Origin of the sequence: Iodobacter arcticus, assembly GCF_042664895.1 — a bacterium.
In the GTDB taxonomy this organism is placed as follows: Bacteria; Pseudomonadota; Gammaproteobacteria; order Burkholderiales; family Chitinibacteraceae; genus Iodobacter; species Iodobacter arcticus.
Window position 1 is genome coordinate 209,163 of the sequence record NZ_JBHTBQ010000014.1, and the last position, 21,568, is coordinate 230,730.

19 protein-coding genes and 1 pseudogene are annotated in these 21,568 nt (G+C 43.4%); 17 read left to right on the plus strand and 3 right to left on the minus strand.

The features are described from left to right. Positions 1-4 precede the first annotated feature (4 nt). From ACFQNF_RS09035 to cpsG, 12 genes are all read left to right on the plus strand, one after another. Entirely contained in the window at positions 5-1,288 is a 1,284-nt protein-coding gene (locus tag ACFQNF_RS09035) for a lipopolysaccharide biosynthesis protein (protein ID WP_380187666.1), read from the plus strand. Then, positions 1,289-1,810: a DapH/DapD/GlmU-related protein gene (locus ACFQNF_RS09040; protein WP_380187667.1), complete on the plus strand. Its 522-nt coding sequence runs from the start codon at positions 1,289-1,291 to the stop codon at positions 1,808-1,810. It abuts the gene before it with no gap. Between the two features lie 38 nt (positions 1,811-1,848). Further along, entirely contained in the window at positions 1,849-3,108 is a 1,260-nt protein-coding gene (locus tag ACFQNF_RS09045; RefSeq protein ID WP_380187668.1) for an O-antigen ligase family protein, read from the plus strand. After that, positions 3,105-4,226, plus strand: coding sequence for a glycosyltransferase (locus tag ACFQNF_RS09050; RefSeq protein ID WP_380187669.1), 1,122 nt, complete (start codon positions 3,105-3,107; stop codon positions 4,224-4,226). The genes ACFQNF_RS09045 and ACFQNF_RS09050 overlap by 4 nt, the downstream gene beginning before the upstream one ends. Next, positions 4,192-5,532 carry a beta-galactosidase gene (locus tag ACFQNF_RS09055; RefSeq protein WP_380187670.1) on the plus strand — a complete coding sequence of 447 codons (1,341 nt, stop codon included), beginning with the start codon at positions 4,192-4,194 and terminating at the stop codon, positions 5,530-5,532. Before ACFQNF_RS09050 ends, ACFQNF_RS09055 begins: the two co-directional genes overlap by 35 nt. 454 nt (positions 5,533-5,986) lie before the next feature. After that, a complete protein-coding gene (locus tag ACFQNF_RS09060; RefSeq protein ID WP_380187671.1) occupies positions 5,987-7,150 on the plus strand; it encodes a glycosyltransferase family 4 protein in 1,164 nt (387 codons plus the stop codon). Then, on the plus strand, positions 7,150-8,304 hold the full coding sequence (locus ACFQNF_RS09065) for a glycosyltransferase family 4 protein (protein WP_380187672.1): 1,155 nt from the start codon (positions 7,150-7,152) through the stop codon (positions 8,302-8,304). The genes ACFQNF_RS09060 and ACFQNF_RS09065 overlap by 1 nt, the downstream gene beginning before the upstream one ends. Continuing rightward, positions 8,292-9,074 (plus strand): WecB/TagA/CpsF family glycosyltransferase, encoded by a 783-nt coding sequence (locus ACFQNF_RS09070; RefSeq protein ID WP_380187673.1) that lies wholly within the window; start codon positions 8,292-8,294, stop codon positions 9,072-9,074. Before ACFQNF_RS09065 ends, ACFQNF_RS09070 begins: the two co-directional genes overlap by 13 nt. A 25-nt stretch (positions 9,075-9,099) precedes the next feature. Next, complete coding sequence (locus ACFQNF_RS09075) at positions 9,100-10,434, plus strand: UDP-glucose dehydrogenase family protein (RefSeq protein ID WP_380187674.1); 1,335 nt, start codon at positions 9,100-9,102, stop codon at positions 10,432-10,434. A 62-nt stretch (positions 10,435-10,496) separates the two neighbouring features. Further along, a complete protein-coding gene (locus ACFQNF_RS09080; RefSeq protein WP_380187675.1) occupies positions 10,497-11,915 on the plus strand; it encodes a mannose-1-phosphate guanylyltransferase/mannose-6-phosphate isomerase in 1,419 nt (472 codons plus the stop codon). Next, a complete protein-coding gene (locus ACFQNF_RS09085) occupies positions 11,899-12,387 on the plus strand; it encodes a GDP-mannose mannosyl hydrolase (RefSeq protein WP_380187676.1) in 489 nt (162 codons plus the stop codon). The genes ACFQNF_RS09080 and ACFQNF_RS09085 overlap by 17 nt, the downstream gene beginning before the upstream one ends. 240 nt (positions 12,388-12,627) lie before the next feature. Then, positions 12,628-13,992, plus strand: a complete 1,365-nt coding sequence (cpsG, locus tag ACFQNF_RS09090) for a phosphomannomutase CpsG (protein ID WP_380187677.1) — start codon at positions 12,628-12,630, stop codon at positions 13,990-13,992. Between the two features lie 132 nt (positions 13,993-14,124). Here cpsG and ACFQNF_RS09095 read toward each other — a convergent pair. Next, positions 14,125-14,613, minus strand: a pseudogene (locus ACFQNF_RS09095) (FxDxF family PEP-CTERM protein); the annotation flags it as partial. 269 nt (positions 14,614-14,882) lie between these two features. Continuing rightward, complete coding sequence (locus ACFQNF_RS09100) at positions 14,883-15,059, minus strand: hypothetical protein (protein ID WP_380187678.1); 177 nt, start codon at positions 15,057-15,059, stop codon at positions 14,883-14,885. 614 nt (positions 15,060-15,673) lie between these two features. On the opposite strand from ACFQNF_RS09100, the gene rfaE2 reads away from it, so the two are divergent. The 5 genes from rfaE2 to ACFQNF_RS09125 all read left to right on the plus strand — a co-directional run bounded on the left by rfaE2 (position 15,674) and on the right by ACFQNF_RS09125 (position 20,467). Continuing rightward, on the plus strand, positions 15,674-16,168 hold the full coding sequence (gene rfaE2 / locus ACFQNF_RS09105) for a D-glycero-beta-D-manno-heptose 1-phosphate adenylyltransferase (RefSeq protein WP_380187679.1): 495 nt from the start codon (positions 15,674-15,676) through the stop codon (positions 16,166-16,168). Next, the gene (locus ACFQNF_RS09110; protein ID WP_380187680.1) at positions 16,165-17,478 is read left to right on the plus strand and encodes a mechanosensitive ion channel family protein; all 1,314 of its coding nucleotides are present in this window, start codon (positions 16,165-16,167) and stop codon (positions 17,476-17,478) included. Before rfaE2 ends, ACFQNF_RS09110 begins: the two co-directional genes overlap by 4 nt. Before the next feature lie 72 nt (positions 17,479-17,550). After that, entirely contained in the window at positions 17,551-18,738 is a 1,188-nt protein-coding gene (locus ACFQNF_RS09115; protein WP_380187681.1) for a DesA family fatty acid desaturase, read from the plus strand. Positions 18,739-19,029: 291 nt separating this feature from the next. Next, positions 19,030-19,380 carry a RidA family protein gene (locus ACFQNF_RS09120; protein WP_380187682.1) on the plus strand — a complete coding sequence of 117 codons (351 nt, stop codon included), beginning with the start codon at positions 19,030-19,032 and terminating at the stop codon, positions 19,378-19,380. A gap of 34 nt (positions 19,381-19,414) precedes the next feature. Beyond that, on the plus strand, positions 19,415-20,467 hold the full coding sequence (locus tag ACFQNF_RS09125) for a glycoside hydrolase family 18 protein (protein ID WP_380187683.1): 1,053 nt from the start codon (positions 19,415-19,417) through the stop codon (positions 20,465-20,467). An 82-nt stretch (positions 20,468-20,549) separates the two neighbouring features. Here the strand turns inward: ACFQNF_RS09125 and ACFQNF_RS09130 are convergent, their stop codons facing one another. Then, the gene (locus ACFQNF_RS09130) at positions 20,550-21,407 is read right to left on the minus strand and encodes a PIG-L deacetylase family protein (protein WP_380187684.1); all 858 of its coding nucleotides are present in this window, start codon (positions 21,405-21,407) and stop codon (positions 20,550-20,552) included. Between the last annotated feature and the right edge of the window lie 161 nt (positions 21,408-21,568).

A 21,568-nucleotide genomic window follows, 5' to 3' on the forward strand; every position in this document is an offset into this window, starting at 1 on the left:
AATTATGTTTAAAAAAGTATTTGGCGGGTTTTTTATTAGCAATGCACTGCAAGCAGGTTTGCAGTTTCTCATGATTCCATTTATTGTCCGGGCATTGGGAGTAGAGGAATATGGAAAATGGGGATTGTTTGAACCTGCGATTTACTTGTTTGCACTGATTGCACAATTTGGTGGTAACTGGAGTATTTTAAAGCTAGTTAATGCAGATAAAATGCCAGTAAATTTTGCATTGCGGCTTTGTCTTAAAATGTGTTTTTGGCCAGCATTGGTATCTATTGCATTGGCTTGTATATGGGCCATGCTGCAATTCAAATTACAATATGCCACATTACTAATGCCCATTATTATTTTAGCAGAAGCTACTTTAGCTTTGGGTTTAGCTTCTGCACGGGCAAAACTGCTTGCACGTCCCTATTTTTTAGGAATTTTAGGTAAGTTTGGAGTTTTATCTTTATTTTCTTTTATAAATGTCATGGAACACCCATTTATTGTTGATACGGCAGTTGAGTGGTTGGCTGTGTATGCAATTGCAGTTAGTTTTTCTGCAATTTTGGTTAACTATAAAATATTAAAGAAAGAAAATTCAACGGTTTACTCCGTTGATAATGAGCAAGAGCTGAAAGCTGCTGCTTTAAAGTATGGCGTGCCTATAATGATTTCGGCAATTTTTGCTACTATTTTAAATAATGCGGATCGATATATTGTTTCTTCTACACTTGATCATAAAATATTAGGTAGTTATGTTGTTGCATTAAAGTTAGCAGGAGTATTAAATTTTTTAATAACACCTGTTGCACTTTGGTGGCCAACTGCGCGTTTTCAGCATATTGAAGATGTAGATAGGGGCCAAATATTTTTTTCAAAAATGTCTGTTTTTTTTAGTCTGGGCTACTCACTAGCAGGAGCTATTCTTTATTTTTTAGCGCCATGGTTATTGCCAATTCTTGCACCAAATGTGCATGTTGAATTTAGTATTCTACTTCCATTAATTATAGGTGTTGTAATTCGGGCTGTTGAGCCTAGTTTGAATATTGGGTTACTTCAAGAAGGGCAAACCCACTTGTTGATTTACACCACAGCAATAGGTGCTATTTTTCAAATTGTATTAGGTTTTATTCTTTCATCTTATTTTATGGCACAGGGTGTTGCATGGGCGTTTTTAATATCTAGCATATTTAGTGTGGGAGCAACTCATTTTATTTCTCAGAAAGTATATAAAATTAAATTTCCCTATTTTTTAATAATTTCTTGCGTAACTTTTCCGTTTGCTCTGGTTGGGGTGATTTAGATGGTAAGGCTCGGTTTTTTATTACTGTATTATGGTTTTTTTCGTTATTTACCATCATCTTCCTCCAGAGGTTTTTTATGGACAAGGAAAATACGCCGTTGGTGCTGTAAAGGTCTTTTCTTTTCATGTGGAATAAATATTAACATTGAACATGGTGCTTCTTTTGGTTCTGGTCGACAAATAAAAATTGGTAATAACTCTGGCTTAGGTGTTAATTGTAAGTTATATGGCAGTGTAGCAATTGGGGATAATGTCATGATGGGGCCTGAAGTAATTATTCTTACGGTAAATCATGAGTTTGCAAGTATTGAGGTGCCAATGATTAATCAGGGAATGAAAGAATTTAAGCCTGTATGCATTGGAAATGATGTATGGATTGGGCAGCGTGTCATTATTTTGCCGGGGGTTCATATTGGCAATGGTGTAATTATTGGCGCTGGATCTGTTGTCTCAAAGTCAATTCCTGACTATTCCGTAGTTGTGGGGAATCCAGCACGAATAGTTCGAAGCCGAGTGTCATAATATTTAGGTATTTTTAATTTTTGAGTGAGTACTCTGCATTGAAAGAAGAGAATAATAATCGGTCATTTTTTATTGTCATTTTTATTTTTATTCTAATGATGGGAGAGTTCCGTATATTTTCTGGAATTTCAGGCATGGTGAGCTTTACTGTGTTAGAGCTTGCTATTTACTTTGGATTTGCTCATGTTTTTTTATCTTTAGTTGCAAATCCATTAGTAATACCAGTCTGGAAAGATGCATTTTTTGAATCAAAATGGGTGATGCTTTACGCTTTACTTGCTGGAGTTGGGTCTGCGCTGGCGTTTATTGCTGGAGCAGCATCAGGCCTTCAGGCATTTAAAGATGTGTTACCTGCTTGCTTGCTGGTGCCTTTGGTCTTGTTTTTTACTGATAATAAAAAGCAATTATGGATTTTATTTTTACTACTTATTGTGCTTGGCTTGTTGAGCGCGGCAATGGGTATTATGCAGGGCCTTGTTGGCTGGCCCTATATTTTTGACGTAGATGTAGGTAATTTGGGAAAAATGGCGCTTGATGGGTCTGTATTAAAGTCGAATGTTGCTATCGGTTTTTTTAGGCATCCCAATGGTTTAGGGCTATATCTGGTTTTTCCTGTTGTAGGCATTTTTATGCTAGCGTTTTATGTGCGTTCTATTTTATTTAAAGCATTGTGTGTTATTGGCTTATTTTTGATGCTTACTGCCTTTTATTATGCTCAAACAAAAGGTGCATTTATATGGAGTTTAGTGGGGGTGGCTTGTAGCTTGGCATATTTATTTATTGGAAAGAATGCCGGGCGTTTTGTTATTGTTTTGTTCCCTTTGCTTATTTTTTCTATAGTTAGTTTTTCTTTATCTTCGACTGAGCATACTTTATCAACGATGCAGACTCGGTATCAATTATGGCAATCAGCAATCCATGTATTTTTAAATTCAGATTTTAAGTTTTTTACTGGTTCATTACAGTTTGAAATGTTGAGGGCTAGCGATTATTATACTTTTGGTAAATTTATCTACCCTAATGCGCATAATACGTATTTAAACATAGTCATTAATTACGGTATTTTTTCATTGCTGGCATTTGTTTTTTTATTCTGTCATATTATTTTAGAGAAGATAAGTAATACTGAAGATAAGGAATTAAAATATATTGTTTGTGCGATAAAAGGCGGTATTGTTGGTTTACTTGGGATTTATTTTTTCGAGCCGGCTGCTGCTGGTGTGCTCATTCAAGCACAATTTTTTGCATTGGTTGCAATCATATATAAAGCTAGAAGTATCATTAGGAGTGAAAAATGAGGGATGTTGCATATTATAGAACGACGATGCCGTTTGTTTCTGAGTCATTTATTCTAGAGCAAGCTCATTCATTGCATAATTATAATGCTTTATTTGTATGCAGGGATTTAAAAGCACCTATTGAAGCTGATGTAGTTACTATTGATGAACTACATAAATATGAGCGAATGAAGTTCACTTTGCTGCGGCAATCTGCGGTGATTAAGCAGGGTTTAATTCAACATAAACCTGCAATAATTCACGCTCACTTTTTGCCTGATGCCGTTATGATTGCACCGATAGCAAAGAAGCTTAATATTCCATTGATTGCAACAAGCCATGGTTTTGATACACAGATGAGCCGCTGGTCTTTGTTTAAAACACGTAAGCCTACAAATTGGCAATATTTATTAAATGAAAGAAGCCTGTATAAAAATGCAGATGCTTTTATTGCGGTATCTCAGTATATGCGGCAAAGAATGATTGAGCGCGGGATTGCAGATAGCAAAATCTTTACACATTATATTGGTGTAGATACTGAAAAATTCCAGCCATTAATGCATCAGGGAAAATTTATTCTGAATGTTTCGAGGCATGTCAAAGTAAAAGGAATTGATGTATTGCTGAGAGCTTTTGCTAAAGTGGCTGCTAATTTTGATTGGCAGCTGGTACAAGTGGGGGCAGGCACAGAGACTTTGCAATTAATGGCTTTGGCTAAGGAATTAGGTATTGAGCAACGAGTTACGTGGTTGGGTGCCCAGCCACATACCGAGGTTAAGCGCCTAATGCAGGAGTGCGCATGCTATGTGCAAGCGAGCATGCCAGATAAAAATGGACAAACCGAAGCTTTTGGTATTGTTCTATTAGAAGCCGCCGCTTCGGGTGTACCTGTTATTGCGAGTCGAAGCGGGGGAATGCCTGAGGCGTTATTAGATCAAGAGACTGGTTTTTTATTCGAGCCAGGTAATGTGGATGATCTGGCTGAAAAATTAGATTGTGTATTAGGGCAGACAAGTGAATGGCGTAATCGTATGGGTAGAGCGGGCAGAGATTTTGCACTGAGTTTAGATATTCGTAAGCAAGCTATGCTTTTGGAGAATATATATGACCAAATTATTGACCGCCATGCGAATTGCTAGGGCCTTGCTGCTGGCAATGTTGACTGTTTGTTGCTTACAGTCTGCAGTTGCCGTTGATGAACCATTAATGTTAAGAAAAAGTAATTCTGATTCTTTAATGGCAATACCAAAAACGAATATAGCTTCACGGTTTCAGCAGGAAATTACAGCTAGTTATTTTGGAGTGCATGTTCATCGCCCTGATTTAAATAAAGCATGGCCTATTTCCGGTATAAGTAGCTGGCGTCTTTGGGATATTTATGTTGGCTGGAAAGATATTGAGCCTAGTGAGGGACAATATAATTTTGTGAAGTTAGATGCAATTGTTGAATACAGTCAGAAAAATAATATTCGATTGCTTCTTCCATTAGGTGTAACACCTGCATGGGCATCAAGCCGCCCTCAAGAAAAATGCGCTTATGGTTTAGGTTGTGCTGCCGAGCCTACGGATATGGCTCATTGGCGTAGGTATGTTAGAAAAGTTGCGACTCGTTATAATAATGTTATTTATAATTATGAAATATTAAACGAGGTTAATTTAAAACCATTCTGGTCGGGAAGTTGGGAAGCTCTGCTTGAGATGCAGAAAATTGCCTACATTGAATTAAAAGCCGTTAACTATAGAAATCGCTTAGTTGCTCCGAGTATGACGGGTAATTCAGAAAATGAATTAGCAAAGTGGGATAGATACCTTGCAATGGGAGCTGGAAAGTATTCAGATATACTTGCTTATCATTTTTATGTTCCTAAGTCAGAGCCTGAAGCGGCCTATGGTTTGGGTGAAAGGCTTTACCAAATTATGGGGAAAAATAAGCAGGCCCATAAGCCCCTCTGGAATACTGAATCAGGCTGGTTGATTGAAAATTTATCGGGGCCTGAAATTAGTAAAAATTATAGTGAGCAATGGCGAAGATTAAATCAAAACCAAGCGGTTGCTTATGTCTTACGTGCAAATATTCTTGCCCTAATTCAGGGTGTAGGTGAGTCTTATTGGTATTCCTATGATCATGGGGAAATGGGTTTAGCTGAGCCAAGGAGTAAGCATAAAAAGGCAGCTGCATTTGCTTATCAAAATTTTGCATCTCAGTTAATTGGCAATACGCCCCGAGGCTGCCAAATTGATGGGTTGGTTGTCTGGATTTGTAAATTTACAGATCGCCAGAATGCGGCACAGTATTTTGTGTGGACGACCAGTGATGAGGTAACAAAAATTGCTCGGTCAAAAATCGGGAACATTAGTAAGGTAATCTCTTTCCCGATGGGGAGGGCAGAAGATATTTATGGCGACGAAATAGCGGTTGGTGCGGTTCCTGTTATTCTTAAATAATGTTTATCGTCACTCTGGCTTTTAAGCCGCTGTTACTTATTACCAGTATATAAATAATCCATCAATTTATTTCATAGGTTGGAAATGGAATATATGGTTAAAACGATGTATATTTTTGGTGCATCGTTTGTATTAAACTATGTAACGATAAATGCATTTGTTCAAAATTTTTATAAATTTTTTTGCTGAAAATGTTTTTTATATTTTGTACAGTTAATTGTTATTTACGGTAATAATGGAGTGCATTTTTCTGATTTTTTTGGAAATAGCTGGGATGTTAATGGGCCTTGTCTTTGGAAAAAATAGATTTATTTTATCTACTTCTATCTTATGATGTAGGCTCATTGCGTGCCCTTGCGCTTGCACAATTAAAATATTTTAAGAAATAGAATTTCGCTTATTTCATTTTGAAATAGTGATTTTATTTTATTTATTTTTAAATTTGAAATTCACTATGACTAAAAATGAAGTTAATGCTTGTTATCGGCCTACTGTCTTTTTTGTGCAAAGGCGCTTGCCACATTATCGGCTGCCCTTTTTCGAGGCTTTACGCCAAGAGCTTGAGGAAAGAGGGTGCAGGCTAAGATTGCTGCATGGTATGCCAAATAAAGATGAGCTGAGCAAGAATGATTCGGGTGAATTGCCTTGGGCAGAAAAACTGCCTACCCATTATTTGCTGGGTGGACGAATTTGCTGGCAGCCTTTTTTTGAGAAAATAAAAAATGCTGATTTGGTTATTTGCAGTCATGAGAATAAATTAGTATTTAATTTAGTTGCGCAATATCTGTACCCGTCAATTAAAGTGGCATTGTTTGGGCATGGTGCTAATTTACAGGGAAACCCGGATAGCTGGAGCGAAAAAGTCAAGAGAGTGATTGCAAAACGTGCGGATTGGTGGTTTGGTTATACCGCAATGAGCTTACCCTTGATTAATCGTTTTGATTTTCCTGTTGATCGGGTGACGATAGCAAATAATTCTATTGACACCCATCAAATGGCTAAATTGTTTGGTGATATTGATGATAGTAAAAAAGATATAATTAGGAGTAAATTAAAAATTAACAGTAAAAACGTAGGTGTTTTTATTGGTTCTTTTTATGAAGAAAAGCGCATCGAGTTTATGCTTGAGGCGATTTTTAAAATAAAAAAATTAGTTCCTGATTTTGAAATGCTTATTGCTGGTGATGGTGTTCAGCGTAAGCTTATTGAAGATTTTTGCCATGAGCATCATTGGGCTAAATATGTAGGCCTATGCAAAGGTAAAGAAAAAGTGGAGCTATTGTCTGTTTCTACGGTGATGATTAATCCTGGCTTGGTTGGTTTAGGGATTTTAGATTCGTTTGTTTGCGCGGTACCTATGATTACAACGGATTGCGGTGTTCATAGCCCTGAAATTGCATACTTAAAAAGTGGCGTTAATGGTTTGTTGGTTGATTTTTCGCAAGATAAATATGCGACTGCTGTGATTGAATTAATGGATGATCAGGTTAAATTATCTGCCATGCAGCAAGCATGTTTAGAAAGTGCTAAGCAATACAGTGTAGAGAATATGGCAAGAAACTTTGCAGAAGGCATTATAAAGTGTCTTGCCGAGCCGATATACCGGGGCAATCAATAATGAAACGGGTGTTAATTGTTCACAATGCTTATCAGCAAAAAGGCGGTGAAGATTCGGTTGTTGATAATGAAATTGCATTGTTAAAGAAGCATGGTCATGATGTTGAGCATTACTTTCGTCATAATGATGAAATTATTAATCAATCAAAATTGTCATTATTAAAGCAGACCGTGTGGTCTAAAAAAACATATACTGAATTCTCGCTTTTGCTTAAGAGAGTAAAGCCTGATGTTATTCATGTTCATAATACATTTCCGCTGATTTCACCTTCTTTATATTGGGCGGCTCAGGCTCTAAATGTACCTCTGGTGCAGACATTACATAATTTTAGATTACTGTGTCCTCAAGCCACATTTTTGCGTGATGGCCGTGTTTGTGAAGATTGCGTTGGGCATGCAACGTGGCGTGGCGTTATTCGTCGTTGTTATAGAGATTCTTTTGCTCAAAGCGCTGTTTTATCCGGCATGCTAACAATTCATCGCTCTGTGGGAACGTATAAAAATAAGATCAATCGCTATATCGCTTTAAATGAATTTTGTAAAAATAAATACATTCAGGGCGGGATTCCTGCGGATAAAATAATGATTAAGCCCAATTTTGCTGAAGATGTGGGGTGTGGAGCAGAGCAAAGAAGTGGTTTCTTATATGTAGGTCGTTTATCTCCAGAAAAAGGGGCTCGTATTTTTGTGACGGCCTTTAGTGCTGATCCACATGGGCATTTAGCGGTTGTTGGGGCTGGTGAAGAATCTGTTTATTTGACTGGAATTACTCAACTTGATTTATGTGGACCCTTGCCGCAGCAAGAGGTTCGAGCTTATATGCGCTCAAGCTTGGCCTTGGTTTTGCCAAGTATTTGTTATGAAAATATGCCGATGACTTTGGTTGAGGCTTATTCAAGTGGTCTGCCGGTTATCGCTAGCCGCTTGGGGCCATTATGCGATTTGGTTGAAGATGGAAAAACAGGGTTATTATTTAATGCTAGTGATGCTGATGATTTAGCAAAAAAAATGACTTGGGCTGTTAACAACCCTGAAGCGATGGCAGAAATGGGGCGTAATGCGCGTGAGAAGTATTTAGCAGAATATACCCCGGATAAAAATTATGAAATATTAATGAATATATATGATGAGGCGATAAATGCATGTCCGAGATAATTGATAAGCCATTAGTGGCGAGAAAAACGACCTCTGTTCTGGGCGCTTCTATTGATGTGCTGGATTGGGATACGGCTTTGCAGCGTATTAAGCGATGGAGCTCCAGAAGAGAATCCCGTTATATTTGCATATGTAATGCCCATTCTGTAGTGACTACTACCAATGATCCGGCTTTTTACGATGTGGTTAAAAATGCAGATATGGCTACCTCGGATGGTGCGCCCGTTGCTTGGTTAATGCGTAAAATGGGGTTTTATAATCAGCAGCGAATTAATGGCCCTGATTTAATGTGGAAATATTGCACAGAGGCAAATAGATCAGGGGATTGGCCTTCGATTTATTTGTATGGTAGTAGTGAAGATACATTACGTATTTTACTGCTTAAATTGAGCAGTAGTTTTCCTGCTTTGAAAATAGTGGGTGCATATTCCCCTCCTTTTCGCGCTTTAGCTGAGCAAGAAGAGCAGGAAATTATTAGTAGTATTAATGCATCTGGAGCGGGCGTTGTCTGGGTTAGCCTGGGTTGCCCAAAGCAAGAAAAATGGATGGCTGCGCATCGTGGCAAAATTAATGCGGTGATGGTTGGTGTGGGTGCTGCATTTGATTATCACGCAGGCACGATTGTTCGTGCGCCTTTGTGGATGCAGCATTCAGGATTGGAATGGTTGCATCGTTTATGTTCGGAGCCGCGACGTCTTTGGAAACGCTATTTCGTAACAAATACTATTTTTGTTATTAAAGCGATTAGCCAGCTTATCCATAAAAACTAATTTATTAAGTGGGAGTGTTTTTACAATGAAAATTACCGTGATTGGTTCTGGTTACGTAGGTTTGGTTACTGGCACATGCTTGGCGGAGTATGGCAATGATGTGTTATGCCTAGATGTAGATGCAAATAAAATTCGTATTTTGCAGGAAGGCGGCGTGCCGATTTTTGAGCCCGGTCTAGAGGAAATGATTAAGCGTAATGTGGCCGCAGGGCGTTTACGCTTTACAACGGATATTAAAGAATCGGTAGAGCATGGCACGATTCAGTTTATTGCAGTGGGCACACCGCCCGATGAAGATGGCTCGGCAGATTTGAAGTATGTGGTGGCTGCAGCACGCAGTATTGGCCGTCATATGAATGGTTATAAGGTGATTGTGGATAAATCTACTGTGCCGGTGGGAACTGGGGATAAGGTTCGCGCGGCGATTGCTGATGAGTTGCAGCAGCGCAGCGAGAAAACGAGTTTTGCGATTGTTTCTAATCCGGAGTTCTTGAAAGAAGGCGCTGCGATTGAAGACTTTATGCGCCCGGATCGGATTGTGATTGGCACGGATGATGATACGGCCAAAGATTTGATGAGTTCTTTATACGCGCCGTTTGTGCGTAATCATGATCGTATTTTATTTATGGATGTGCGCTCTGCCGAAATGACGAAATATGCGGCTAATGCCATGTTGGCTACGCGTATTTCGTTTATGAATGAATTGGCTAATTTATCAGAGGTGATGGGGGCAGATATCGAGCTAGTGCGTAAAGGGATTGGCTCTGATCCGCGTATCGGTTATCACTTTTTATACCCTGGTGTGGGCTATGGTGGCTCATGCTTTCCTAAAGATGTGCAAGCTTTACAGCGCACGGCTGAAGAGCATGGCATTAGTTTAAAAGTGCTGGATGCGGTTGAAAAAGCCAACCATGCGCAGAAATCGGTACTGGTGGATAAAATTGTTAAGCGCTTTGGTGATAATTTAAAAGGTAAGCATTTTGCTTTATGGGGTTTGGCATTTAAACCCAATACGGATGATATGCGCGATGCGCCAAGCCGCGTTATTATTGAATATTTGCTAAATCAGGGTGCAACAGTGGCTGCGCATGATCCGGTTGCAATCCATGAAGCACAGCGGGTGATGCCAGACTGGAAAGGCTTAAGCTATGGCGATAGCCCAAATGCGGTATTGCCTGATGCAGATGCTTTGATTATTGTTACCGAATGGAAAGCATTCCGCAGCCCTGATTTTACGGATATGAATAAACAGCTTAAAAATCCATTGATTTTTGATGGTCGCAATTTATTTGATCCAAAGCGCATGCAAAAAGAGGGCTTTGAGTATTACCCAATTGGCCGTCAGCAAGTCAGTCTTTAAGTTATTTTGCGGCGCGGGTCGCCGCAAAATATATTTAGTTAATAACAATTTATGGATAGTTCATGTCAATTACTCCGGTGATTCTTTGTGGTGGTTCGGGTAGCCGTATGTGGCCGCTGTCTCGTGGTGGTTACCCTAAGCAATTTTTAAAATTGCATGGTGATCAAAGCTTGCTGCAGCAAACGGCAACACGCTTGCAGGGAATGGCAGATGTAGCCGCGCCTTTATTAATCAGCAATCAGGAGCACCGCTTTTTGGTGGCCGAGCAATTGCGTGCGGTGGGCATGGGCAACTCAAAGCTGGTTTTAGAGCCGATGGGCCGTAATACTGCACCAGCAGTGGCGGCTGCGGCTTTGATTGCGCTGGAAGACAACCCGGATGCCATGCTGCTGGTGCTGCCATCAGATCATGTGATTCAGTTTGGCGATGTGTTTCAGGTCTTGGTGGCACAGGCGGCAAGCGTGGCTGCAACAGGCAAGTTAGTGACCTTTGGGATTACGCCTACTGAGCCGCAAACCGGCTATGGCTATATTCGCCGTGGCGTTAGCCTATCTGGCGATGCTTATGCAGTGGCTGCCTTTGTAGAAAAGCCGAATGCTGAGCGTGCAGCAGAGTTTTTAGCTTCAGGTGATTATTACTGGAATAGCGGCATGTTTATGTTCCGCGCCGATGCCTATGTGCGTGAAATGGCTGCTTATCAGCCTGCCATGTTGGCGGCGGTTCAAGCTGCGGTTACCAAAGGCGTGCGAGATTTAGACTTCTTGCGCTTAGATAGCGATGCTTTTGCTGCATGTGAATCAGATTCGATTGATTATGCAGTGATGGAAAAAACCGCGCATGCGGCGGTGATTGTTGCGGCGGGCTTAGGCTGGAGCGATATTGGCTCTTGGTCGGCATTGCGTGATGTGACGCCACAAGATGAAGCGGGCAATAGCGTGCTGGGCGATGTGATGCTTGATCGCGTATCGGGCAGCTATATTCGCAGCGAAACCCGCATGATTGCGGCGATTGGCGTGCAGGATCTGGTGATTGTAGAGACGGCCGATGCAATTTTGGTGGCGCATAAAGATCATGTGCAGGACGTGAAAAAAATTGTTGAGCGCTTAAATAGTGCTGGCCGATCAGAGTCGGTCACGCATCGGCGCGTGTATCGTCCTTGGGGTAGCTATGAAGGCATCGATGCCGGTTCACGCTTCCAGGTGAAGCGGATTGTGGTTAATCCGGGCGCATCGCTGAGCCTACAAATGCATTACCACCGCGCCGAGCATTGGATTGTGGTGAAAGGCACAGCCAAGGTAGTCAATGGGGACCAAGAGATTCTCTTGTCAGAAAACCAATCGACTTATATCCCGCTGGGCACAACACATCGCTTAGAAAACCCGGGCAAGATGCCGCTGGAGCTGATCGAAGTGCAATCGGGTTCCTACCTTGGTGAAGACGATATCGTGCGTTTTGAAGATGTGTATGGCCGAACAAAATAAGGCGCTACCGGCTGTTGAGCTTCTAAAGTGGCCAGAATTTTTGCAAGTGGTCGAGCACGCCCCTCTGGTGTCTATCGATTTGATTGTGCAAAACTCGGCAGGCGATGCTCTGCTCGGTTGGCGCAATAATGAGCCCGCTTGCGATCATTGGTTTGTGCCAGGTGGGCGGGTGCAAAAAAATGAAGCGCTGGATGCTGCTTTTTTGCGCCTGACTCAAGCCGAATTAGGCGTGGCCTTGGCGCGCTCTTCGGCGCAGTGGCTGGGTGTTTACGAGCACTTTTATGATAGCAATGCCGGGCGTGAGGAAGGTTTTGGCACGCATTATGTGGTGCTTGCCTATACGCTGCAGCTTGATGAAGCCGATATGGCCCTGCCGCTGGGCGAGCAGCATTCCCAGTATCGCTGGGCCAGCAAGCCAGAGATCTTGCTAGATGAGACTGTTCATCTTTATTCCCGAGCTTATTTTGAGTAAAGCTTCATAATCCACTCTTGAGACACGGAGTTTCACGGATAAAATCGTAGGGCGGGCAAGTTTTTATGCCCATGCACCCATGAGTTATTCGCCGCGTGGGCACGATAAAGCCTGTGCCCACCCTACAAAATGGCCGTTCTCCGTGGCCCTCCGTGTTCTCTGTGGTGCAAGGTTTGGGTTTTAAAGCCAACGAGACCTATTGAATATCATCTCTTTGCAATGCTTCTTTCGAGTAAACCAATGACTCATTTAACTTGTTTTAAAGCCTACGATATCCGCGGCCAGCTTGGCACTGAGTTGAATGCCGATATCGCTTACCGCATTGGCCGCGCTTATGGCCAACTGCTCAAACCTAAACGTGTTGCGCTGGGCGGCGATGTTCGCCTGACCAGTGAAGAGCTGAAACAGGCGTTGGCTAATGGCCTGATGGATGCTGGTAGCGATGTGATTGATTTAGGCATGACCGGTACTGAAGAAGTGTATTTTGCTGCGTTTCATCTGGATGTGGATGGCGGGATCGAAGTGACCGCCAGCCATAATCCACTGGATTACAACGGCATGAAGCTGGTGAAGCGTGGTGCGGTACCGATTAGTGGCGATACTGGCCTGCGTGATATTCAGCTTTTGGCCGAATCGGCTGATTTTTTACCGATTACTCAGCGCGGTAGTATTAGCTCGCTGTCTATTCTGGATGCCTATATCGAGCATCTGATGGGCTATGTGAATCTATCTGCCTTGCGCCCATTAAAAATTGTTTTGAATTCAGGCAATGGCGCGGCTGGGCATGTGGTCGATGCGCTGGAAGCCAAATTCAAAGCGGCCCAAGTGCCGGTTGAGTTTATTAAAGTGCACAACCAGCCGGATGGCACTTTCCCACATGGTATCCCTAACCCGCTCCTGCCAGAAAACCGTGCAGACACCGCCAATGCCGTGATTAGTCATGGGGCCGATTTGGGGATTGCTTGGGATGGCGATTTTGATCGTTGTTTCTTGTTTGACGAGCGCGGCGATTTTATCGAAGGCTATTACATCGTTGGCCTCTTGGCAGAGGCCTTCTTGCAAAAGAACCCTGGCCAAAAAATCATTCACGATCCGCGTTTAACTTGGAATACGGTTGATGTGGTGCAAGCTGCGGGCGGTGTAGCCATTCAAAGCAAAACTGGCCACGCTTTTATTAAAGAGCGGATGCGTAAAGAAGACGCGGTTTATGGCGGCGAAATGAGCGCTCACCATTACTTCCGCGATTTTGCCTATTGCGATAGCGGCATGATTCCGTGGCTATTGGTGATCGAGCTGATGAGCCGCCGCGAGCAAAAATTGTCCGCCATGGTGGAGCAGCGCATTGCGGCTTATCCATCGTCGGGCGAGATTAATCGCAAGCTTGGCGATGCAAAAGCCGCGATTGCTCGTGTTTGTGAGGCTTATCAGGGCGATGCTTTAATTGTGGATACGACCGATGGCATTAGCATGGAGTACGCCGATTGGCGTTTTAATCTGCGCTCTAGCAATACTGAGCCAGTGGTGCGTTTAAATGTGGAATCGCGTGCGGATATGGCTTTAATGCAAAAGCATACTGAGGCGATTTTGCAGTTATTAGATGCATGAATATACATTGGAATAAATAGTGAAAAACGCCTCTGATGGGGCGTTTTTTATGGCTTGCAGAGGGGTGAGATAAATTCTTGCCCAAAAAAACGCCCCATAGATCATGGGGCGTTTTGCATGGCTTAAAGCTGATTAAGCTGTTTTACGACGACGAGCAAGCAGGGCAACTAAACCCAGACCCATCAGCGCGTAGGTTTCCGGCTCTGGAACCGGTGCTGCGTTCATTGTCAGTGTACCTGTACCTTTGTAGCCTGTTGTTGCAAGGCCAGCAAAGCTGATTAAGTACTTGCCTGCAGCTAAGGTAAACGGTGCTGCGTGCTCATTAATTTCTTTTACACCAGCAGCGGCATTCAGCGAGCCTTTGCCACCCAAAGAAATTGGGGTGCCTGGGTTGCTTAGCGAAGTAAGCGTGCCATTAAGGTAGCTAATTGTTGAGCTGTTAGCGATCGTTTGACGTACTGTCCACCAGCTATTTAACACTGATTGTTCAGCCAGCTCAAAAGTGAATGTTTTGTTCACACTGCCTTTTACTTGAAAAGCAGATGAGGCATCACCATCACCATCAAAATCAATTTGTACTGGTATAACGGCAGCCTGAGATAAACCTGCCGCTACAAAAAAAGTAGTGGCTAGTAGTGTTTTAAGTAGTTTCATTTAAAATCCTTTTACATATTTGCAATGGATTGTTTAATACGGACGTAAGGTATGTTGCAGCTATTTATTATACCTATTTAATTTTTGTTTTAGTGGAATTGATGTTAATTATTTATTAACAATGGGTGTGTTATTTGTTTATTCGTATATAATTGTTTTCTAATTTTATAGGGTAATTGTTTATATCTATATTATTTACATGTCATTGCGTAAATAGGTATGGTATTTGAATTGGATTATTTATATTGATGTATAAATAAGCAATGATGATAATAACGCCCATTTGCTTTTAGGTTATTTTGAGTGCCAGCTAAAAAACACTCTTCTTGAAGAAGTGGTGTTGTAGAGAACGACAAGCGCTTTAAGTTTTGCGATGCCGCCGCCACAAGCCGTGCAACTAACTCTGAGCGCATTGGTCTCTCTTTGGTACAGTCGGGCATCCAGTGGCAAGTGCCTGCATAGGCTGACTCCGCAATGCCTACAGCGCCAGCTGCAAGTAAGTAGCCTGACACATTGCCTTAGTAGCTAAGCCGCGCGATGATCGTGGCATGGGGGAACCAGTGGCTAAGAATAGTGACGTAGTCAGCCGTATTTGATTTATTTTATGAAAATGTTTATTAACCAGCGTGGATAAATAAAACGCATAGATTGTTTTATTTTTAATATTCTTTTATTGTTTAATTAAAATGATGTATTTTATTTTTTTTGAAAATTATTTAAAAATTTAGTAGCGTGTTTATTATAAAAATATCCTGATTTTTTGCTTTTAATCTTAATTTAAAAACGTGCTATTATTCTAATTGTTTTTTTGCATTGGTGTAAGTTTAAGGGGCTGCAACTTAATTGATTCATTCTGGTTTTTGTTTGCTCAGGTAAATGGTGGGCCTTGCCTTGTGCCGAGTACCTTGCTCATACCAAGGGCTGGGATAATCAACCCCCGCTTTTCTGCCCACTTATTACTTAAATTTATGTTTTGTTTATTTGATTGATTGTTTAAGATTGATCCTTTAGGTAGCCAAGATTCAAAATGTCTCAATATCCTAGTCCTTCATTTGAACAAAAACTCTGCCCACCAGAGCAATTAGCTGCTCGATTGGCGGGTTTGCCGCGTCCGCTAGTGTTTACCAATGGCTGCTTTGATATTTTGCATCGTGGCCACGTTACATGCCTGGCACAGGCCCGTGCTCTGGGTGCTGGCTTGATCGTGGCGATTAATACCGATGCTTCTGTAAAGCGCCTTGGCAAGGGCGATGACAGGCCGGTGAATCATACCAAGCAGCGTGCTGCCGTGCTGGCAGCGCTGGAGTGTGTGAGCTTGGTAACGTGGTTTGATGCCGATACTCCGCTGGATCTTATTCTGGCCGTGCGCCCAGATGTGCTGGTCAAAGGTGGTGATTGGGCACCCGAGCATATTGTGGGCAGCCAGCAGGTGCTGGAATGGGGTGGCAGTGTGCATTCTATTCCTTTCTTATTTGCGACTTCCACCACCGAAACGATTAAGCGGATACGCCAAAGCTCATGAGCACACGTAATAATTTATTGATTGATTTTGTAAATGAGCTGGGTGGGCAAGGTTATTTGCACCCGCAGTTTTTTGCCCAGCTAGGGATGGTTTTATTTGCGCTGGCGTTCGCCTGGTGGGTGAATCGCAGCGTAAAGCGCAGAGTAAACCCGGATCAGAACAGCTGGCACTGGCGTATGGGGGGCGAGGGTTTATTACGGGCTTTTTTCCCTTTAAATGCCTACTTACTGGTTATTTTAGCCGGGGTGATACTTAAAATATGGTTTGTGCCGCCTTTTAAATTGATTGCCTTGGCGAGCGTGCTTTTACTGGCGATGGCCAATATTCGTATTCTGGTTTATGTGATTCGTCGTGTTTTTGATGGCGCATCATGGGTGATGCGTTGGGAGAAATATATTGCAGGGGCGATTTGGTTTATTTATGCCTTACATGTATTAGGTATCTCGCCTGAAGTCGCCGAAATGCTCGATAGCATTAGTCTTCCTATTGGTAAGGCGCATATCTCTGTTTTAACGATCGGGCAAGGCTTGTTATCTGTAGCCGCTACTTTGCTGATTGCGATGTGGATGGGCAGAGAGCTGGAAAGACGCTTAATGAGCAGCCAGATGATGGACATGAATGTCCGCGTGGTGTTGTCTAAAATTTCCAGCGTTTTACTGCTGATTTTTGCTATTGTGATTGCCCTGCCACTTGTGGGTATTGATTTAACCGTGCTCTCGGTTTTTGGTGGTGCGGTAGGTGTGGGCTTGGGTTTTGGTTTGCAGAAAATTGCATCTAATTATTTATCAGGTTTTATTATTTTGCTGGATCGCTCAATCAAAATTGGTGATTTAGTGCAGATTGATAATCGCCTCGGTACGATCAGCAGTATTACGGCGCGGTATGTGGTTTTAAAATCTGCAGATGGTACTGAGGCCTTAGTGCCGAATGACACGTTGATTACCTCGACGGTGGTGAATCAATCGTATAACGATAAATCCATTTGGACTTCCTTACCGATTCAAGTGGCTTACGGGACTGATTTAGATTTTGCTTTAGAATTATTGCGTTCGACCACGGAGGGTGAGGCGCGAATTTTAAGCACGCCAGCCCCTGGTGCTTTTGTTTCAGCCTTTGCAGATAATGGTATTAATTTAGTATTGGGCTTTTGGCTGGCCGATCCTGAAAATGGTCAGCTTTCTTTACGATCTAGTCTAAATCTAAAGATCTGGCGTTTGTTTCAAGAGCACAATATTGAAATTCCTTACCCTCGACGTGAAGTCACCTTGCTGAACGCTGCAGCCTTGCAGCCACCACTTGATGCTGCTTGATGGGTAAGTCTTGCGTAAAATCAGTGCTTACAAAAAATAAAACAGGCTACTGGCCTGTGTGGAGATAAGAAAATGACTTGGCTAAATGGGCTGATTGATCTGCCTTGGTGGGGTTACATCGCAGTGATGCTGGTACTGACGCATATTACTATTGCTTCAGTTACCATTTTTTTGCACCGCCATCAGGCACATCGTGCGCTGGATTTGCACGCGATTCCTAGTCATTTCTTTCGTTTCTGGCTCTGGTTAACAACCGGTCAGATTACTAAAGAATGGGCTTCTATTCACCGCAAACACCATGCCAAGTGTGAAACGGCAGAAGACCCGCACAGCCCGCAAGTTTATGGGATTAAAAAGGTATTCTGGGAAGGCTACGAGTTGTATCGCGCAGAAGCCGCGAATAAAGAAACCATGCAAAAGTATGGCCACGGCACGCCTGATGATTTTTTAGAACGTCATCTCTATAGCAAGCACAATACCCTTGGTCCTGTGGTGATGCTGCTGATTGATCTTTGCCTATTTGGCGCAAATGGGATCTGGATTTGGGCGGTGCAAATGATGTGGATTCCGATTACGGCTGCCGGCATTATCAATGGCATTGGTCATTATTGGGGCTACCGCAATTTTGAATGCGAAGATGCTTCAACCAATATTGTTCCTTGGGGAATTATGATTGGTGGTGAAGAGCTGCATAATAATCACCACACCTTTGGCACATCGGCCAAGTTATCTTACAAATGGTTTGAGTTTGATATTGGCTGGATGTATATCCGCATTATCGAAATGCTTGGCCTTGCCAAAGTGCGCAAAATTGCACCCAAGATGACGCTTTCAGCTGCGGCGAAACGCGAGCTGGATGAAGCCTCTTTGCAGGCAATTATTGCTAATCGCTACGCGATTGCTGCCAATTACGCACGCACTTTAAAAGATACCGTGGGTGAAGAAGTGGAGCGGATGCGCAGCACGGCCAAGCTGCCACAGATCGATTTTGATCCGGTGCGTCAGATGAAAATCTGGCTCAAGCAAGATGCTAAAGACACGCCGGAGCAAGATCAGCAAATTCTGGCCAAAGTGCTGGCTGAAAGCACGGTGCTGGAGCAGATTTATCAAATGCGCCAGGAGCTGACGCGTTTATGGGAGCGATCTACCTTATCCCGGCCGGAGCTGGTAAAGCTGCTACAAGATTGGTGCAATAGAGCCGAAGCAAGTGGCATTGCAGCATTGCAAGACTTCTCCTTCCGACTGCGTACCGTAGTTTGATGGTATAAAAAAGGCGAACGAAGGTTCGCCTTTTTTGTGTTTTCTATATACTTGAAAAACTTAAAAAAAAGATCTGTAGACACAGAGAAAGTACTAAGAACACAGAGCACACTGAGAAAAACTTCATAGCTAAAGAATATTGTTCATAGGGCTTAAAAATGCATGGAGTTTGTCGCTGAATTCAAAGCAGAAACTTATATTTTTTTGTTTTTCTCCATGTGCTCTGTGTTCTTATTGATCTCTGTGTCTACAGATCTTTTAAGCTTTTCTTCAATTCAAAGGGAGTTTTAAATGTCTTCAATTCAACGCTATCACGTCGGTCCGCGTTTATCTGAAATTGTGGTGCACAACAATACGGTTTATTTAGCTGGGCAAATTGCGGAAAATTTAGAGGCCGATGCAAAGAGCCAAACCGTTGAAGTATTGGGCTTTGTTGATAAATTATTAGGTGAAATTGGCTCGGATAAACAAAAGATTCTTTCGGTAACGATTTATCTGGCTGATATGGCCGATTACGATGCAATGAATATCGCGTGGTCAGAATGGGTGCCCGCCGGTCATACCCCTTGCCGTGCAACGGTAGAGGCTAGGTTGGCTGATCCGCGTTATAAAGTAGAAATGTCCGTGATTGCTGCCTTGTAAGCTGGGCGGCTGCTTGATCGTAGATGAGGGCGCTATGAAGCATATTTTATTGGGCTATATAGCTGGCTGGACTGATTGGTCTGGCTTGCCGCTAGAGCGGGATGCCGCAAGGCTTACGCATATTTGCTATGCCTTTGCCAATATTAAAGAAGGCGAAGTGGTGTTGTTTCCCGAGCAGAGCAAAGATCAAAGCCAGCCCCGTGCCGTGGAAGGGATTTCTCATTTGCGCGGCCTGCGCTCCCGGCACCCTCATCTTAAACTCTTGATTTCGATTGGTGGCTGGGAGGCAGAAGGCTTCTCGGATGCCGCTTTAACGACCAACTCGCGCGCACAATTTGCAGCATCTGCAATTCGTTTTATGCATCTGCATGGCTTTGATGGCATTGATCTGGATTGGGAATATCCGGCTAATGATATGGCGGGGATTAAAGCAAGGTCGGAAGATAAGCACAATTTTACGCTGCTGTTGGCCGAATTACGTCGTCAGCTTCATGCAGAATCCAAAGCGCATGGCGAAACCTATTTGCTGACTATTGCAGCAGGTGCAGGCCAATATTATCTCGATGGCGTAGAAATGCCAGCGGTAGCCGAGCTATGCGATTTTGTTAATTTAATGACTTACGATTTTTATAATGGCTGGGCGACACGCGCTGGCCATCACAGCAATTTATTTAATAGCTCGCTTGATCCGGAAGGCGATAGCTGCGCTAAATCGGTGGCGCTCTTTACGGCCAATGGCTTACCGGCAAATAAACTGGTCTTAGGCTGCGCTTTTTATGGGCGTAGCCTGATTGCGCCTGCCTTGGGTGAGGCGGGGGTCGCAAAAAGTAATGGCAGCGCCAGTTATAGCCAAATTACTCACGAGCTGATTCCGGCTGGCGCGGTAAAGCACTGGGATGAGGCCGCTAAAGCACCGTGGCTGATGGCGGGTGAGCGCTTTGTGAGCTATGAAGACGAAGCCTCTATTGCCCACAAAATGGCTTTTGTGAAGCAACACGGCTTAGCAGGCGCTTTCTTCTGGGAATATACAGAAGACCGAGATGGCATCTTGATGGATGCCTTGTGGGAAGGCTTGCAATACGAATAATGTAGGGTGGGCACGACGTTGCGCCCACGCGTTCTGCAAATGGTTCACACGTGTGGGCATAAAAACCTGCCCACCCTACGTTTTATTGAAACAAACTCCCAATTCGCTGTTCAGCGGACAAGATGTATTTCTGGCCATTGTCTTGCAAGGCTTTGCCATCAAAACGATCAATACGGTAGATCGTGCCAAAAGAGAAGGTTGGCGCGGCAACACCGGCTCCACCGACTACTTCTGCCCCACGACGCACATTATCGGCCATCCATGAAGTTAAACGCAGATGGTAAGGATTGCGTTGTACTTCGCCTACGTGGCAAGCCAGCGCGGCGATCAGATCGGCGGTGTCAGCGATATTGGTTTCGATTAGCGCATTCGGTGTGGCCATCGCGCGCCAGAATTCAGATTGCACCACAAAGCAGGCGTGACCTAGCTTAGCCAGCGCATCCAGCAAGAGGTAATGCGTGCCGATATGCGCGGCATGGCCGTCGTTGTCGTTAGGCACGACGCATACGGTAGGCTGGTATTGCTCGATCAGCGCGGCAATTACATCCACTTTCTCTGCCCATGCAGCAGGATCGCTATTGCGTGTTGTCGGGTTAACCGCCATCAGGCCACCGGGGATTGTTTCTTGTAATTCAAAACCAAGTACCTGACAGGCACGATCTAGCTCGGCCAAGCGCTCAGGCTGGCGTGGCATATTAGAGCCGAGTGTGACCGCTACATTAATGACACGATAGCCATCTTCACGCGCTAAACGCAGTGGTAAAGCACCGATAATGCATTCATCGTCTGGGTGAGGTGCAAAAACCATCGCGACAGGAGCGGCTGTTGGGGCTTGCTTTGTTGCAATAGCCAAACCATCTAGTGTCGTGAAAAGAGGGGCATCGTGTTTTTGCAATAGGGCATCGTGGGCCTTAACCAGCTCGATATACGGGTTACTCATGCAGTTTTCTCCGGGGCTTAACTTAGTGAAAGTACTTACGTAGTATATGCTTTTGCGTTAATCGAGGGGAGGGGTGATCTTGATGTAGATCGTGATTGGACAGGCTTCCCGCGCAGGATTTGCTACTCCCCACTCCCCACTCCCTTTCTCCCCGCCTCTTT